16 protein-coding genes are annotated in these 16,617 nt (G+C 69.4%); 10 read left to right on the top strand and 6 right to left on the bottom strand.

From position 1 onward, the window contains the following. The first annotated feature begins 47 nt into the window (after positions 1 to 47). The 3 genes from FHR82_RS26215 (at position 48) to FHR82_RS26205 (ending at position 3,113) form a co-directional block, all read left to right on the top strand. Entirely contained in the window at positions 48 to 1,052 is a 1,005-nt protein-coding gene (locus FHR82_RS26215; protein ID WP_184813129.1) for a COX15/CtaA family protein, read from the top strand. A 68-nt stretch (positions 1,053 to 1,120) separates the two neighbouring features. Further along, positions 1,121 to 2,077 carry an acyl-CoA desaturase gene (locus FHR82_RS26210; RefSeq protein WP_184813128.1) on the top strand — a complete coding sequence of 319 codons (957 nt, stop codon included), beginning with the start codon at positions 1,121 to 1,123 and terminating at the stop codon, positions 2,075 to 2,077. A gap of 76 nt (positions 2,078 to 2,153) precedes the next feature. Further along, positions 2,154 to 3,113, top strand: a complete 960-nt coding sequence (locus FHR82_RS26205) for a quinone oxidoreductase family protein (protein ID WP_184813384.1) — start codon at positions 2,154 to 2,156, stop codon at positions 3,111 to 3,113. Between the two features lie 9 nt (positions 3,114 to 3,122). On the opposite strand, the gene FHR82_RS26200 is transcribed toward FHR82_RS26205, so the two are convergent. Then, a complete protein-coding gene (locus tag FHR82_RS26200; protein ID WP_192772857.1) occupies positions 3,123 to 3,473 on the bottom strand; it encodes an FKBP-type peptidyl-prolyl cis-trans isomerase in 351 nt (116 codons plus the stop codon). Positions 3,474 to 3,921: 448 nt separating this feature from the next. Here FHR82_RS26200 and FHR82_RS26195 point away from each other — a divergent pair, with 448 nt between their 5' ends. The 3 genes from FHR82_RS26195 (at position 3,922) to FHR82_RS26185 (ending at position 6,313) form a co-directional block, all read left to right on the top strand. Further along, a complete protein-coding gene (locus FHR82_RS26195) occupies positions 3,922 to 4,836 on the top strand; it encodes a hypothetical protein (protein ID WP_311771280.1) in 915 nt (304 codons plus the stop codon). A gap of 6 nt (positions 4,837 to 4,842) precedes the next feature. Next, the gene (locus FHR82_RS26190) at positions 4,843 to 5,481 is read left to right on the top strand and encodes a hypothetical protein (protein ID WP_184813125.1); all 639 of its coding nucleotides are present in this window, start codon (positions 4,843 to 4,845) and stop codon (positions 5,479 to 5,481) included. 136 nt (positions 5,482 to 5,617) lie between these two features. Beyond that, a complete protein-coding gene (locus tag FHR82_RS26185; protein ID WP_184813124.1) occupies positions 5,618 to 6,313 on the top strand; it encodes an HD domain-containing protein in 696 nt (231 codons plus the stop codon). An 11-nt stretch (positions 6,314 to 6,324) separates the two neighbouring features. On the opposite strand, the gene FHR82_RS26180 is transcribed toward FHR82_RS26185, so the two are convergent. Genes FHR82_RS26180 through FHR82_RS26155 form a run of 5 tightly spaced genes read right to left on the bottom strand, consistent with a single transcriptional unit; the run spans position 6,325 to position 9,827 of the window. Continuing rightward, a complete protein-coding gene (locus tag FHR82_RS26180; RefSeq protein ID WP_184813123.1) occupies positions 6,325 to 6,753 on the bottom strand; it encodes a pyridoxamine 5'-phosphate oxidase family protein in 429 nt (142 codons plus the stop codon). 51 nt (positions 6,754 to 6,804) lie between these two features. Then, complete coding sequence (locus tag FHR82_RS46440) at positions 6,805 to 7,659, bottom strand: SRPBCC domain-containing protein (RefSeq protein ID WP_260418086.1); 855 nt, start codon at positions 7,657 to 7,659, stop codon at positions 6,805 to 6,807. After that, a complete protein-coding gene (locus FHR82_RS26165) occupies positions 7,652 to 7,966 on the bottom strand; it encodes an ArsR/SmtB family transcription factor (RefSeq protein ID WP_184813122.1) in 315 nt (104 codons plus the stop codon). The genes FHR82_RS46440 and FHR82_RS26165 overlap by 8 nt, the downstream gene beginning before the upstream one ends. 45 nt (positions 7,967 to 8,011) lie before the next feature. Then, on the bottom strand, positions 8,012 to 8,863 hold the full coding sequence (locus tag FHR82_RS26160) for an alpha/beta fold hydrolase (protein ID WP_184813382.1): 852 nt from the start codon (positions 8,861 to 8,863) through the stop codon (positions 8,012 to 8,014). 40 nt (positions 8,864 to 8,903) lie between these two features. Then, entirely contained in the window at positions 8,904 to 9,827 is a 924-nt protein-coding gene (locus FHR82_RS26155; RefSeq protein WP_184813381.1) for a heme o synthase, read from the bottom strand. A gap of 206 nt (positions 9,828 to 10,033) precedes the next feature. Here FHR82_RS26155 and tkt point away from each other — a divergent pair, with 206 nt between their 5' ends. From tkt to zwf, 4 genes are read left to right on the top strand one after another with little or no spacing between them, the layout of a single operon-like run. After that, complete coding sequence (gene tkt / locus FHR82_RS26150) at positions 10,034 to 12,139, top strand: transketolase (RefSeq protein ID WP_184813380.1); 2,106 nt, start codon at positions 10,034 to 10,036, stop codon at positions 12,137 to 12,139. Then, entirely contained in the window at positions 12,136 to 13,245 is a 1,110-nt protein-coding gene (gene tal / locus FHR82_RS26145; protein ID WP_184813121.1) for a transaldolase, read from the top strand. The genes tkt and tal overlap by 4 nt, the downstream gene beginning before the upstream one ends. An 8-nt stretch (positions 13,246 to 13,253) precedes the next feature. After that, positions 13,254 to 14,918 (top strand): phosphoglucose isomerase-related protein, encoded by a 1,665-nt coding sequence (locus FHR82_RS26140; RefSeq protein WP_184813120.1) that lies wholly within the window; start codon positions 13,254 to 13,256, stop codon positions 14,916 to 14,918. Next, positions 14,915 to 16,444, top strand: coding sequence for a glucose-6-phosphate dehydrogenase (gene zwf / locus FHR82_RS26135; protein WP_184813119.1), 1,530 nt, complete (start codon positions 14,915 to 14,917; stop codon positions 16,442 to 16,444). Before FHR82_RS26140 ends, zwf begins: the two co-directional genes overlap by 4 nt. The last annotated feature ends 173 nt before the right edge of the window (positions 16,445 to 16,617 follow it).

Here is a 16,617-nt window from a genome sequence, read left to right as displayed (position 1 = left end):
GCAAACCCGCGCGACGACGCGGCCCGACCACTCCTTACGATCGGGCGGTGCCGCTGGAAACGCTGAAGGCCCGCATCGACCGCCTGCCCGACCCGAGCCGACGGCTGCAGCTCGGCTTCGCCATCGCCGTCCTCGCCACGCAGGCGCTGATCGCGATGACCGGCGCGGTCGTCCGGGTCACCGGCTCCGGCCTCGGCTGCCCCACCTGGCCGCAGTGCTTCCCCGGCAGCATGGTGCCCGTCGAGCACCCCGAGTACGACACGCTCAACCAGTGGATCGAGTACGGCAACCGCCTGTTCACCGGTGTCGTCGGCATCATCGCGGGTGTCTGCTTCGTGCTCGCGTACCTGCACCGCCCGCGCACCGACCGCCGCTACCTGCGGCTCGCGGCGGCCATGCCGATCGGCGTGGTGATCCAGGCGGTCATCGGCGGCCTCACCGTCCGGCTGGACCTGGTGTGGTGGAGCGTCGCGGTGCACCTGCTCGCGTCGACGATCATGGTGTGGCTCGCCACACTGCTCGTGCACGCCGTGCCCCGCGAGACCGTGCCCGATCGACCTGTGCCCGCCGGAACCGTGCCCGCCGGAACTGTGCCCGGCACGCTGTCGACCTGGCTGTACGTCCAGACCGGGCTCCTCGCGGGCCTGCTGGTCACCGGCACCATGGTCACCGGCGCGGGCCCGCACGGCGGTGACCCGGAGACGCCGCGCTTCGACGTCCCCGTCGAGACCATGGCGCACGTGCACGCCGCGTTCCTGTACGCGTTCCTCGGCTCGCTGGTGCTGCTGGGGATCTGGCTCGGACGACAGCACGCGTTCCCGCCGCCGTGGCGGCGCTACCAGGTGCTGGTGGCGGTGGTGCTCGCGCAGGGCACGATCGGGTTCGCCCAGTTCTGGACCGGCGTGCCGGAACTGCTGGTCTGCCTGCACGTTCTCGGTGCGATGTGCGTGATCATCGCCACCGGTTCGCTGTGGTGCGGAGTGCGGGGCAGGGCCACCGCGACGGACCCCGCCGGGGACCTGACAGTGGCCAACGCGACCGAGACCGCCTAACCTGGAGCTGGAAACCTACGGATACGTAACCGTAGGTCGACGTCACCAGGCCGCGTCCCGGCCGAGATATGAGGTCCTCCACCATCTCCGCGACACTGACGCCAACGCGTGAACCTCGGACCCCCAAGCCCATCATCTCCGGTCAGCGCTCCGGCGCCGAGCACCTGACCGTCAAGGTCTTCCTGCTCCTCCCCCTCCTCGCGCTCGCCGCGGCCATCCCCTTCGCATGGGGCTGGGGACTCGGCTGGGTCGACGTCGGCCTCGCCGCCGGCTTCTACCTGGTGAGCTCACTCGGCGTGACCGTCGGGTACCACCGCTACTTCACCCACGGCGCGTTCAAGGCCAAGAGACCCCTCCGGATCGCGCTCGCGCTGGCAGGCAGCCTCGCGTCGCAGGGCTCGGTCGTCGCCTGGGTCGCCGACCACCGCCGCCACCACGCCTTCTCCGACCGCGAGGGCGACCCGCACTCGCCGTGGCTGTTCGGCACCTCACCGCTCGCGATCGCCAAGGGCTTCTGGCACTCGCACATGGGCTGGCTGTTCCAGCGGGACAAGACCAACGCGGAGCGGTTCGCCCCGGACCTGTTGTCCGACAAGGACATCCAGCTCGTCGACAAGCTGTTCGTCCCGATGACCGTGCTGACGCTGGGCCTGCCAGGACTGCTCGGCGGGCTGATCACCATGTCGTGGTGGGGTGTCGTGACCGGCATCTTCTGGGCCGGTTTCGTGCGGGTCGCGTTCCTGCACCACATCACGTGGTCGGTGAACTCGATCTGCCACATGATCGGCTCGCGGCCGTTCGTGAGCAGGGACAAGGCGGCCAACTTCTGGCCGCTCGCGATCCTGTCCATGGGCGAGTCCTGGCACAACTCGCACCACGCGGACCCGACGGGCGCGCGCCACGGCGTGATGCGCGGCCAGCTGGACATCTCCGCGCGGGTGATCTGGATCTTCGAGAAGCTCGGCTGGGCGTGGGCCGTACGCTGGCCCCGGCCGGAGCGACTCGCCGCCAAGCTCGCCGCATAAGGCGGGTTTAGGGTCTCCCGGTCGTTGCACGTTCCCGTGACCGTGGAGGACAACCGTGGCCAACCCCATCGATGCCATTCTCGTGCGCGCCACCGGCGGGCCGGAGGTGCTGGAGCTCGGCAAGGTCGACGCTCCCGCCCCGGCCGCCGGTGAGCTGCTGGTGGCGGTGGGCGCGGCCGGGGTCAACTACATCGACACCTACCACCGGCGCGGGGTCTACCCGAGGGACCTGCCGTTCGTGCCCGGCGCCGAGGGCGCGGGCACGGTGCTGGCGGTCGGCGCGGACGTCACCGGGTTCGCCGAGGGCGACCACGTCGCGTGGGCCGACGCGCCGGGGTCGTACGCGCAGCAGGTGGTCGTGCCTGCCAAGGCCGCGTTCCCGGTGCCCGGCGGCGTCGAGGACGACACGGCCGCCGCCGCGATGCTGCAGGGCCTGACCGCGCACTACCTCGTGACGTCGACGTACGCGGTGAAGCCCGGCGACACGGTGCTCGTGCACGCCGCGGCGGGCGGCATGGGCCTGTTGCTGACGCAGCTGGTGAAGGCCCGTGGCGGCAAGGTGATCGGCACCGTGTCGACGCGGGAGAAGGAGACCCTCGCCCGCGAGGCAGGCGCCGACGAGGTCATCCGGTACACCGAGACCGACTTCGTGCAGGGCGTCAAGGACCTCACCGGCGGGGCCGGAGTCGCGGTCGTCTACGACGGCGTCGGCAGGACCACGTTCGACGGCAGCCTGGCGAGCCTCGCGCGCCGGGGCGTGCTGGCGCTGTTCGGCGCGTCCAGTGGCGCCGTGCCGCCGGTCGACCCGCAGCGCCTCAACGCGGCGGGCTCGGTGTTCCTGACCAGGCCGGCGCTCGCCCACCACATCGCGACGCCCGAGGAGTACCGCTGGCGCTGCGACGAGCTGTTCCAGGCCATCACGGGCGGCCGGGTCTCGATCCGGGTCGGCGGCCGCTACCCCCTCGCGGACGCGGCGAAGGCGCACACGGACCTGGAAGGCCGCCGCACGACGGGGAAGCTGCTGCTGATCCCGTGATCCGGGCGGTCAGCCGGGCGTGACCGACAGCGCGTCCACCACGTAGATCAACGTGTCGCCCTCCGGTTCGCCGCCGTCCTGCGCCGGGGGGACCACGATCAGCCTGCGGCCGCCTTCGCGGAGGCCCGGCAGGCCCTCGTCCCAGCCGCGGATCAGCTTGCCGCGACCGAGGTCGCGCACCTGCGTCGGCAGGCTCTCCCCCGCGTACCAGGTGCTGTCCAGCACCGTCCCCGACGACCACAGCACCAGCAGGTAGCTGACCTCGAGCCGCGTGCCGACGACCGCCTGCGGTCCGTCGCCGCGGACCACGTCGCGGGCGAGCAGGATCGTCGGCGCTGTGCAGTCGCCCGGCACCGTCACTTTGGGTGTGTGGTCCAGTTCCGCGGTCACAGTGATGTCTGATGAGTCACATTCACCGGCTACCGGGCTACTCGTCGGCGGCTGCTCCGACGCGCCCAACACGTCCGGACCAGCGCGGCTGACACATGAGGCGAGCAACGCCAGGACCAGCGCCGCTAGGGCGAACCTGCACACGATACGCATGATGACACCAGCCTAATCGGCCGTCTTCCTCGCCAACCAGTGGCCGAATTGATACGCACGGTCACTCGTTCTTCCTATTTATCCCATGAGCGGGTAGAGGTACAGTTGCTCTCCGCGCTCGATCAACCACAGAGAGCAAACGCCGTTCAGGCGTGTCCGAAGGAGGTGAAAGGCCTTGCCCGCGGAAGCCGACAAAGGCCTCCGCAAGAACCCCGTTCAAGAGATCTTCTGGACAAGAACCGGCCTCCTACTCCTGATTTTGGTCGTGGTCTCCGGACTGACCATGGTCCTGTCGGCGAATCTCGACCCCGGCGTCGGCAAGAACCTGGTCACGTCGGTGGCCACCGGCACTCTGGTCTCGGCCATCGTCGGCTTCGGCCAGACCCTCATCACCGCGACCGCCACCCAGCGGGCGATGCTCACACCGCTCGTCGACGAAAGCCGGCAAGCGCTGCGTGACCTGTCCGCCGAGTACCGGTCGATGAACCGTGAGTTCTTCCCCACCCACGTCTTCGAACCGACCGCGGAGCCCAACCCCGCGCTCAACCGGCTGATGATGCAGGACCTGCAGAACACGAGGCAGTACCTGTTCCGAGGTTTCTCCGGCCGGCACGCAGCCGCGCGGCTGCTGTTGTCGAATGCCGAATGGGAGCTTCGCGCGGTGGTCGCCGACCCGGACAACCTCTCGGGGATCAGCGGACGTGCCCGTTACCTGATCCGCCACTCGGCGGCGGACGTGGACGCGGACACGATCCAGGCCCGGCTGCACGAAGAGATCCGAATGGGCCTGGTCGGGCTGTACCTGGCCCGCAGCAGGTGCTCGCGGATGGAGGTGACAATCATTTCCGATCCGCCGCTGGACCGGCTGGAGATCTTCGACGACAGCGTGTGGGTGACGCTCTACAGCGACGCGCACGCGCCCGCCCGGTATCCGCGCACGCTGCGGTTCTCGGACGGCTCGTTCATCTACAACATGGAACGCGCGGAGTTCGGTCGCATCAGCGCGTCCCACCACGCCCACCATCTGGTGATCACACCGGACATGACACGGCAGGAGTTCATCTCGAGATTCGAGAAGATCACCAATTCGACACTGACCGAGGAACAGTTCCTCGATCTCAACGCGGAGTTCTACAACTTCCTCCGCGAGTTCGCCGCCACAGCTGAGTTGGGGAGCTGATATCCCGTGGCCATCAACGGCTCCGCGCTCGGGGAGCTGGCCGAGCAGTTGCGGTGCGCCGACTTCGACCTCCTGTCCCGCTGGGGCCAGGTGGACGACTGGTTCGAGACGTGGACGTCACGGCCGAGCCTGCGCGCCGATCTGCGCGCTCACCTGCTGGCACTTCCCACCGAGCAGGCGAACGCGGTCATCAAGCGATCAAGGGAGACGACGACACATTTCGCGTGGTGCCTGCGCGACCGGCCGATTGAGCCGTTCACGTTCTGGTTGCACGAGTACAAGGAGCAGCGCGACTGGCGCGCGGGCTACGCGGACTCCGTGCACAACCACCGATACCACTTCTGCACGACCATCCTGAAGGGCGCCTACGTGCACGAACGCTACGCCGCGGCGATCAAGCCGGACAACGGCCTGATCGCGTCGACGACGTTGCTCGGCGCCACCGAGTGCCCGGAGGGCGCGGCGGGCAGCCTGCTCGCGTCCGACTTCCACCGCATCCCGCGGGCGATGAACGGGACCATGACCTTCCTCGTGAAGTCCAGGGAGGTGACGCCGTGGAGCCTGTCCTACGACCCCGTGACCCAGGAAAGCCACCGTCACGTCCCGGTGGAATCCCGCTTGTCGCACCTCGCGGAACGCCTGTGAACAGAATGGAGAGCAGCAGCTAGGGACCAAAGGCACGCAGACAATTCCAATTTCGGCGTTTACCATCGACCTCCACGGGCCCTGCCTTCCGCGCCGACCGCACCGGCGCGGGCGACGGCACGGTTCGGAGGGGTCGATGTCTGTCGAGAAAACAGCGCCCGTTGGCGCATCAGTGCCGGTCATCGCACCGGAAGTGGTCGACGCCGTCGAGGCGGACGTCCACCGGATCTGCATACGCCACGCGGCCCGCCTGCAATTCCACGGCTGGCACCACGTGACCTTCGTCCGCACGAAGGCGGCCAGGTTCGCGGTGCTCAACGGCGCCGAGGTGAGCGTGGTGGAGACGGCCGCGCTCGTCCACGACGTCAACTACCTGGTGCGCAGGAACTCGTCCGCCGCCACGGGCGGACGGCTGCGCCTCGCGATCCTGAAGCGCGCCGGCATCCCGCCGCACGTGGCGGGTTGGATCGACCGGATCGTGGTCGAGGCGGAGATGGCCACCCGCGGCCGCGACATCTCCCTGGAGGCGCAGGCGCTGTCGGACGCCGACACGCTGTTCAAGGCGCTGCCGGTGACACCGGTGGTGCTGGCGCACAAGTACCTCGAGGAGAACGGCATCGGTCTCCGCGAGCTGGCGAACAAGATCTGCGGCGAACAGCAGAGCGTGCACGACGAGGGCTTCTACTTCTACAACCCGGAGGCCGCCGCCATGTACACCCGCTGGGCGGCGGCGAACCTCCAGCTGTGGCAGTGCATCCGCGAGTCGCTCGACGACGCGGACGTCTCCCAGCTGCTGGAGGCCGTGGACCGCAACCACGCCGCCGTTTCCTGAGCCCGTCCCGGTCAGTACACGTTGCGGCGCACGGTCTCCGGGTGGATGACGACACGAACCTGGTCCTCGGCCAGCATCTCGGCCAGGTCGCCCGCACGCGCCGGGTCGCCGAGGTCCCAGTAGCGGGCGGCCAGGCGGGACGCCAGCTCGTGCGCGCCGTCGGGTTCCACCGTGGTGCGGCCTGCGATCGACACCCAGCGCTCCGGTTCACCCACCGGGGCGGCGACGACGATCGAGGCGCGGGGATCGCGGGCCAGGCGCCGCACCTTGAACGTGTCCGGACCGGTGAACAGCTGGATCGTCCCCTCGGCGGTGACCTCGAACCACACCGGCCTCGGCTGCGCCGGGACCGGGCCCGCGGCCACGGACACGAACCCGAGCAGCGGACGGCGGAGGAACTCGAGGTCCTGGTCGGTCAGCGGACTGGCGTCGGTGCTCATGCCGCCAGTTGACCACGACCGGCTCGGACGAGTCCATCGGCGAGAGGCCGGTCAGGACTGTTTCGGGCGTTCCTGGAGCACCCAGTGGTTGCCGTCCGGGTCGTCGAAGCTGACGAACGAGTTCCACGTGTCACCGGGGCCGTCGACCTGCTTGCCCTCCTCGAAGTGGTACACCGGTGTGGCGTCGACGCCACGGCCGACCAGCTCCTCGCGGGCCTTCTGGACGTCCTCGACGACGAACTGGATCCCTTTCAGCTCACCGGGTTTCATGGCGCTCACGCCGCGGCCGAAGCCGATCGAACAGCCGGAGCCCGGCGGGGTCAGCTGGACGAAGCGGAAGTCGCCTGCCTCGTGGTCGACGTCGACGGGGAAGCCGAGTCGGTCGGCGTAGAACTCCTTCGCCCGGTCCACGTCCGTGACGGGCACGGGGATCATCTCGATCGTGAAATCCATGGTCTGCTCCAGTTCGGTGGTGAGGCGGTCGAATCCCTGGCCGACGCCGAGGGCCATGCCGGACTCGCGCACGGCGTCGCGGATCTCCGGCGTCGGGAAGGTGGCCGTGTGGGTGAGGCGGGTGTGGCCGGTCAGCTCGATGGTGATCACCGACTCGTGGTCGGCGCGAGCGTGGCAGTCGGGGTTGCGTTCGGCCATGACCAGCCTGCGGGGTGGGTCGATCTCGAGGTAGGTGCCGTGCAGCGCCATCCGTTCGCCGTCCGGGCCGTGCAGCACGTAGTGCCACGTGCCGCCCGGTCGCAGGTCGACCTCGCAGACGACGAGCCGCCAGCCGTGCGGGCCGAACCAGCGGCGCAGCAGGTCCGGTTTCGTGTGCGCGTCGAACACCCGCTGCCGGGACGCGGCGAACTCGCGGGTGATGACGATCTCCCGGTCACCGTCGCGGTCACTCATCGGCGAGCATCCCGTCGAGCCGGTCGTAGCTCTCCGCCCAGAACCGCCGGTAGTCGCCGAGCCACTGGGTCGCGGCCCGCATGGGCTCGGCCACCAGGCGGCACGGCCGACGTTGCGCGTCCCGGCCGCGCTCGATCAGGCCTGCGCGTTCCAGGACCTTGAGGTGCTTGGAGATCGCGGGCTGCGTCATGGCGAACGGCTCGGCCAGCTCCTTGACCGACGCGTCCCCCTCGGCGAGCCGCGCGAGGATGGCCCGCCGCGTGGGGTCGGCCAGGGCGGCGAAGGTCGCGTCGAGCACGGCCGTCACCGTCCATCACCCTTCGGTTTCATAACCGAGAGGTTATCGGCCGTGTCAAGAGCGCAGGAACTCCGCGACCGCCGCCGCCAGCTCCTCCGGAGACTCTTCCGCGACGTGGTGGCCGGACTCGACCGGACCGCCGCGCAGGTCGGTGGCCCACGGCCGCCAGACGGCCAGCAGGTCGCCGTACAGCTCTTCCATGTCGTCCCTGGTGCTCCACAGCACCTGCACCGGGCAGGTGACGCGGCGCCCGGCCGCGCGGTCGGCGTCGTCGTTCGCCCGGTCGGCGTCGAGCCCGGCGCGGTAGTCCTCGAGCATCGCGTGGACCGTCGCCGGGTCGTGGATCGCGCGGCGGAAGTCGGCGAAGTTCTCCTCGCCCATGCTTTCCGGGGTGCTGCGGACCCCGACGCCGTACCAGGCGTCCGGGTCGGCGGTGATCACCCGTTCCGGGATGTCCGGCTGCGCGAAGAAGAACCAGTGGTACCACTTGCGGGCGAACTCGGCGCCGCACCTGGCGAGCGCTTCGCCGATGGGGACGGAGTCGACGACGGTCAGTCTGGTGACGCGCTCCGGGTGGTCCATCGCCAGCCGGAACGCGACGTAGCTGCCGCGGTCGTGCCCGACCACCGCGAATTCCTCGTGGCCGAGGGTCCGCATCAGCCCGGCGATGTCGGCGGCCATCGCGCGTTTCGAGTAGGGCGGCACGGGCGTCGACTCGCCGTAGCCGCGCAGGTCGGGGCATACGACCGTGTGGCGTTCGGCGAGGAGCGGGGCCACTCGGTGCCAGGTGGTGTGCGTGCGCGGGTGGCCGTGGAGGAGGACGACCGCCGGGCCGTCGCCGCCGTAGCGCACGCGAAGGGTGACGTCGCCGACGGGGACCCGGTCGAGGGTGAAGGAGTCGAACACGATCATCGGGTGGCCCGTTGCGGCCGACGGCAAACCCCTGCTAGAAGGGGAAGCCGAGGACCGGGAGGCTCAGGGCCGAGTCCACGGCCAGCGCCACGAACACCAGCGTCAGGTAGGTGTTCGACATGTGGAAGAGCTTCATCGGCTTGCCCGGCTCGCCGCGGCGGATCGCGGCGTACAGGCGGTGCGCGACGATCAGGAACCAGGCGCCCGTGACCACCGCGAACGCCGTGTACACCCAGCCGGTGGCGGGGACCAGCAGCAGCGTCCAGACGACCATCACCCACGAGTAGGTGACGATCTGGCGCGCGACGCGGTCGGCGGTCGTCACGACGGGGAGCATCGGTACGCCCGCGCGGGCGTAGTCGTCTTTGAACTTCATGGCCAGGGCCCAGAAGTGCGGCGGGGTCCAGAAGAAGATCACGCCGAACATGACCAGGGCGGGCCACTCGACCGACCCCGTGACGGCGGACCAGCCGATGACGACTGGCATGCAGCCCGCGGCACCGCCCCACACGATGTTCTGCGCGGTCCGGCGCTTCAGAACCATCGTGTAGATCAATACGTAGAACAGGATGGCGGCGACCGCCAGCAACGCCGCCAGGAGGTTGGTCGTGGGCCACAGCCACGCGAACGACAGCACGCCGAGCGTGACACCGAACACGAGCGCGTTGCGGGTGGGCACCTGGTGCTTGGGCAGCGGACGTGACGCAGTGCGCTTCATCACCGCGTCGATGTCCGCGTCGGCCACGCAGTTGAGCGCGTTGGCGGAGCCCGCGGCCATGGTGCCGCCGAACAGCGTGGCGAACACCAGCCACGGCGACGGGATCCCCCGCTCGGCCAGCATCATCGCCGGCACCGTCGTGACCAGCAGGAGTTCGATGATCCTCGGCTTGGTCAGCGCGACGTACGCCCGGACGACATCCCTGCGGGTGCGGCGGGGGGTCTCGGTGGTCGCCCCCAGCGCTGCGCTCACCGGCGGCTCCTGACTGGTGTAAGTGGCGGCTGTTCGGGTAACGGCTGGAATGGTAGCCGCGTGACCATGGACGGCCGCCGTCGGGTGGTTTCGTTAGGCTGGGTAATTGAGCGGGGAACCCGAGGATGACCAGCGCGGTCATGCCGCGGAGCATGATCGGCAACACGATTAGGTGGGAGCTTGAGTCCGTGTCCATGAGCGCCGACGAACTGGCCCGTTTGACCACACAGAACCTGCCTGACGACTGGACGGACCTCGACAAACGTGCCGTGGACACCATCCGGGTCCTCGCCGCGGACGCCGTCCAGCACGTCGGGAACGGTCACCCGGGCACGGCGATGAGCCTCGCGCCCGTCGCCTACGCCCTCTACCAGCGTGTGATGCGCCACGACCCCAGCGCACCGGACTGGATCGGCCGCGACCGGTTCGTGCTGTCCGCCGGCCACTCGAGCCTCACGCTGTACCTGCAGCTGTTCCTCTCCGGCTACGGCCTGGAGATCGAGGACATCGCCTCGCTGCGCACGTGGGGTTCGAAGACCCCCGGCCACCCGGAGCACGGGCACACCGCGGGTGTCGAGATCACCACCGGCCCGCTCGGCCAGGGCCTGGCCTCCGCGGTCGGCATGGCGATGGCGGCCCGTCGCGAGCGCGGTCTGTTCGACCCGGACGCCGCGCCCGGCACGAGCGTGTTCGACCACCAGATCTACGTGATCGCCTCCGACGGTGACATCGAGGAGGGCGTCACCTCCGAGGCGTCCTCGCTCGCGGGCCGCCAGGAGCTCGGCAACCTCACGGTCATCTACGACGACAACAAGATCTCGATCGAGGACGACACGAACATCGCGCTGTCCGAGGACACCGCGAAGCGCTACGAGGCCTACGGCTGGCACGTCCAGGTCGTCGAGGGCGGCGAGGACGTCGTCGCGATCCTCGCGGCGCTGGAGGCGGCGAAGGCCGAGACGTCCCGCCCCTCGTTCATCCTCCTGAAGACCGTGATCGGCTACCCGGCGCCGAACAAGATGAACACCGGCAAGGCGCACGGCGCCGCGCTGGGCGCCGACGAGGTCGCCGAGGTGAAGAAGATCCTCGGCTTCGACCCGGAGCAGAACTTCGCGATCGAGCCGGAAGTTCTCAAGCACGCCCGGCTCGCCGCGGACCGGGGCAAGCAGGCCCACGAGGAGTGGCAGAAGAGCTTCGACGCGTGGGCCTCGGCCAACCCGGAGCGCAAGGAGCTGCTGGACCGGGCGAGCGCCTACCGCCTGCCCGACGGCTGGGCCGACGCGCTGCCGTCGTGGGACCCGGACCCGAAGGGCGTCGCGACCCGCAAGGCGTCCGGTGAGGTGCTGAACGCGCTCGCCGACGTGCTGCCCGAGCTGTGGGGCGGCTCCGCGGACCTCGCGGAGAGCAACAACACCACGATGAAGGGTGCCGACTCGTTCGGCCCGGAGTCGGCGAAGACGAAGGAGTGGGACGCCAACCCGTACGGCCGCACGCTCCACTTCGGTGTCCGCGAGCACGCGATGGGGTCGATCCTCAACGGCATCGTGCTGCACGGCCCGACCCGCCCGTACGGCGCGACGTTCCTCGTGTTCTCCGACTACATGCGCCCGCCCGTCCGGCTCGCCGCGCTGCAGAAGCTGCCGACGACCTACGTGTGGACGCACGACTCGATCGGCCTCGGCGAGGACGGCCCGACCCACCAGCCGATCGAGCACCTCGCGGTGTTGCGCGCCATCCCGGGCCTGGTCGTGATGCGGCCAGGTGACGCGAACGAGACCGCCGCGGCGTGGAAGGCGATCCTCGAGCAGCACGACGCGCCGGTCGGCATCGCGCTGACCCGGCAGAACCTGCCGGTGCTCGAGGGCACCAAGGAGAAGGCCGCCGAGGGTGTCGCCAAGGGTGGCTACGTGCTCGAGGACAGCTCGGCGGGCGTGCCCAAGGTGGTGCTCGTCGCCACCGGCTCCGAGCTGCAGATCGCGGTCGAGGCCAGGAAGGTTCTCGAGGCCGACGGCGTTGCCACGAGAGTGGTGTCCATGCCGTCGCAGGAACTGTTCGAGGCCCAGGACCAGTCCTACCGCGACAGCGTGCTCCCCCCGACTGTGAAGGCGCGGGTCGCCGTGGAGGCGGGCATCGCGGCACCGTGGTACCGCTACGTCGGTGACGCGGGCGAGATCGTCTCCATCGAGCACTACGGCGCCTCCGCCGACTACCAGACGCTGTTCAAGGAGTTCGGCTTCACCGCGGACGCGGTCGTGTCCTCGGCCCGCCGCTCGCTTGAGAAGACTGAGAGGCTCGCATGACCGACAAGCTGGCCCAGCTATCCGACCTGGGCGTGTCCATCTGGCTCGACGACGTGTCCCGCAAGCGCCTGAACTCGGGCAACCTCGCGGAACTGGTACGTGACAAGCACGTCGTCGGCGTCACCAGCAACCCGACGATCTTCGCGAAGGCGCTGTCCGACGCGTCGGACTACGACGAGCAGGTCCGCGAGCTCGCGGCTCGCGACGCGTCGCTCGACGCGGCCGTCAAGGAGATCACCACCACCGACATCCGGAACGCGTGCGACCTGTTCCGGGACCTCTACTCCAGCACCGGCGGCGTCGACGGCCGCGTGTCGATCGAGGTCGACCCGCGCCTGGCGCACGAGACCGACAAGACGGTCGCCGAGGCGCTCGACCTGTGGAAGACGGTCGACCGCCCGAACCTGCTCGTGAAGATCCCCGCCACCGAGGCGGGCATCCCGGCGATCACCCGCACTCTCGCCGAGGGCGTCAGCGTGAACGTGACGCTGATCTTCTCGGTCGAGCGGTACCGGGCCGTCATGGGCGCCTACCTCGACGGTCTGGAGCAGGCCAAGGCGAACGGGCACGACCTCGCCGGCATCCACTCGGTCGCGTCGTTCTTCGTGTCCCGGGTGGACTCCGAGGTCGACAAGCGGCTCGAGAAGATCGGCACCGACGAGGCGAAGGCCTTGCGCGGCAAGGCGGCCGTGGCCAACGCGCGGCTCGCGTACGCGGCCTTCCAGGAGACGTTCTCCGGTGAGCGCTGGGCCAAGCTCGCCGAGGCGGGCGCGCACGCGCAGCGTCCGCTGTGGGCGTCGACCGGGGTCAAGAACCCGGACTACTCCCCCACGCTGTACGTCGACGAGCTCGTCGTCGCCGACACCGTGAACACGATGCCGGAGAACACGCTGGACGCGGTTGCCGAGCACAGCGACCTCCGCGGCGATACGGTGACCGGCACCGCGGGGCAGGCGCAGCAGGTGTTCGACGACCTCACCGCGGTGGGCATCGACATCGACGACGTGTTCATCACCTTGGAGAACGAAGGCGTGGAGAAGTTCGAGAAGTCCTGGGAAGAGCTGCTCGACTCGGTCAAGGACCAGCTGTCCGCGGCGGGGAGCTGAACGACCACATGACCGAACCGAACGACCTGCCACCCGACGTGGCACGGATCGTCAAGCATTTCGAGGATCTGATCAAGGGCAAGTTCGAGGGCCGCAAGCAGCTCATCGAGGACGCGGGCCCGCTGGCGGAGCAACTGGCGAACGAGCAGGTCGCGTCGAAGCTCACGGCGCAGGACCCCACGCTGTGGGGTCCGGACGCCGAGTCCGAGGCGGCCATCCGGCTGTCCTGGACGACGTTGCACGAGACGTCCCGCCCGCTCGTCGCCGAGATCGAGGCGCTGCGGGCGGAACTGCACGCCGAGGGCATCGACCGGGTGGTCCTGGCGGGCATGGGCGGGTCCTCGCTCGCGCCGGAGGTGATCACCCGCACCGCGAACGTGCCGCTGGTCGTGCTGGACACCACCGACCCGGGCCAGGTCGCCGACGCGCTCGACGGTGACCTGTCCCGCACGGTGCTCGTGGTGTCCTCGAAGTCGGGGTCCACTGTGGAGACCGACAGCCACCGGCGGATCTTCGAGAAGGCGTTCGCCGAGGAGGGCATCGACGCCGCGTCGCGGATCGTCGTGGTGACCGACCCCGGCTCACCGCTGGAGGCCGCCTCGAAGGAGGCGGGCTACCGGCGCGTGTTCGCCGCGGACCCGCACGTGGGCGGGCGCTACTCGGCGCTCACCGCGTTCGGGCTCGTGCCGTCCGGTCTCGCGGGTGCCGACATCGGCAGGCTGCTCGACGAGGCCGCCGCGGCCGCCGAGTACCTGTCCGTCGACAGCAAGGACAACCCGGCGCTGGTGCTGGCCGCCGCGCTCGGCGGGGCACACGCCAGGGGCGCGGAGAAGGTGGTCATCGCCGACACCGGTTCCGGCATCAAGGGTTTCGGTGACTGGGCGGAGCAGCTGATCGCCGAGTCCACCGGCAAGAACGGCACCGGCCTGCTGCCGGTGGTGGTCGAGCGCCCGGACTCGCCGGACTTCTCGGACGCGTACGCCGACTCGACGCCGATCGCGATCGGGGAGGCCACGAACGGCGCGCTGATGGGTAGCGAGGGCGGCCTCGGCGGCCAGTTCCTGTTGTGGGAGTACGCGACCGCGGTGGTCGGCAGGTTGCTGGGCATCAACCCGTTCGACCAGCCGGACGTCGAAGCCGCGAAGAAGGCGGCGCGATCGCTGCTGGACGCACCGAAGTCCGAGCCGGCCACACCGACCTTTGTGGACGGTCCGGTCGAGGTCCACGCACCGGAGGCGCTGTCCGGCGAGACGACGCTCGCCGGTGTGCTGCGCGCGTTCCTCGCCTCCGCGCCGGAGTTCGGCTACTTCGCCGTGCAGGCCTACCTCGACCGGCTGGCCGACGCGTCGGCGGTCGTGCTGCGCCCGGAGATCGCGCGCCGCACCGGGTTGCAGACCACGTTCGGCTGGGGTCCGAGGTTCCTGCACTCCACCGGTCAGTACCACAAGGGCGGCCACCAGAACGGCGTGTTCCTGCAGCTGACCGGCGCGGTCGAGGAGGACATCCAGGTCCCCGACCGCCCGTACACACTCGGCACGCTGCAGCTCGCGCAGGCACTCGGTGACGGTCAGGTGCTCACCCGAAACGGGCGGCCGGTGCTGCGGTTGCACTTCGTAGACCGGGCCGCCGGACTGGCGCACCTGGTGAAAGCTCTTCAGGAGGTCAGCAGGTGACACGCAGCTGGCAGAACCCGCTGCGCGACGAGCGGGACAAGCGGCTCCCCACGATCGCGGGGCCGTGCGGCCTGGTGATCTTCGGGGTGACCGGCGACCTGTCCAGGAAGAAGCTCATGCCGGCGATCTACGACCTCGCGAACCGGGGGCTGCTGCCACCCGGTTTCTCGTTGGTCGGGTTCGCGCGGCGCGACTGGGCGGACGAGGACTTCAGTCAGGTCGTGCACGACGCGGTCAAGGAACACGCCCGCACGCCGTTCCGGCAGGAGGTCTGGGACCAGCTCGTCGAGGGCTGCCGCTTCGTGCAGGGCTCCTTCGACGACGACGCGGCCTTCGACAACCTGGTGCAGACCATCCAGGACCTCGACCAGGTCCGCGGCACGTCGGGCAACCACGCGTTCTACCTGTCGATCCCGCCCGCCGCGTTCCCCAAGGTGATCCAGCAGCTGGCGCGCACGGGTCTCGCGGAGCCGAAGAACCACGAGTGGCGCCGGGTGGTCATCGAGAAGCCGTTCGGCCACGACCTCACGAGCGCCAAGCAGCTCAACAAGATGGTCAACGAGATCTTCCCCGAGGAGTCGGTGTTCCGCATCGACCACTACCTCGGCAAGGAGACCGTCCAGAACATCATGGCGTTCCGGTTCGCGAACCAGCTGTTCGAGCCGATCTGGAACGGCAACTACGTCGACCACGTGCAGATCACGATGGCAGAGGACATCGGTCTCGGTGGTCGTGCCGGGTACTACGACGGCATCGGCGCCGCCCGTGACGTGATCCAGAACCACCTGCTGCAGCTGCTCGCGCTGACCGCGATGGAGGAGCCGGTCTCCTTCGACCCGCAGGCGGTGCGTGCGGAGAAGGCGAAGATCCTGGCCGCCACCAAGCCGGTCGGGCCGTTCTCCGAGACCACCGCGCGCGGCCAGTACACCGGTGGCTGGCAGGGCGGGCAGAAGGTGCCCGGTCTGTTGCAGGAGGGCGGGTTCGCGAAGGACTCGATCACCGAGACGTTCGCGGCCATCGAGCTGGCCGTGGACACGCGCCGCTGGGCCGGGGTGCCGTTCTACCTGCGCACCGGCAAGCGGCTCGGCCGCCGCGTCACCGAGATCGCCGTGGTGTTCAAGCGGGCACCGCACCTGCCGTTCGACGCGACGTCCACCGAGGAGCTCGGCCAGAACGCGATCGTGTTCCGCGTGCAGCCCGACGAGGGCGTGACGATGCGGTTCGGCTCGAAGGTGCCCGGCTCCACCATGGAGGTCCGGGACGTCAACATGGACTTCAGCTACGGCCACTCGTTCACCGAGTCGTCGCCGGAGGCCTACGAGCGGCTGATCCTCGACGTGCTGCTCGGCGAGCCGTCGCTGTTCCCGAAGAACGACGAGGTCGAGCTGTCCTGGCAGATCCTCGACCCGATCATGAAGGCCTGGCGGGCGAGCGGGAAGCCGGAGCCCTACCAGGCGGGTACCTGGGGGCCGGCCTCGGCGGAGCGCATGCTTACGCGCACCGGCAGGCACTGGAGGCGTCCGTGAGCGAGCTTGCTAGCGAACCATTGATACAGAGCGAGCTTGCTAGCGAACCATTGATACAGAGCGAGCTTGCTAGCGAACCATTGATACAGAGCGAGCTTGCTAGCGAACCATTGACGCAGAACGAGCTTGCTAGCGAACCATTGACGCAGAACGAGCTTGCTAGCGAACCATTG

The sequence above is a fragment of the Actinophytocola algeriensis genome (assembly GCF_014203735.1).
Lineage (GTDB): Bacteria > Actinomycetota > Actinomycetes > Mycobacteriales > Pseudonocardiaceae > Actinophytocola > Actinophytocola algeriensis.
The sequence above is the reverse complement of the archived record's forward strand: the minus strand, read 5'-3'. Positions and strand labels throughout refer to the sequence as shown.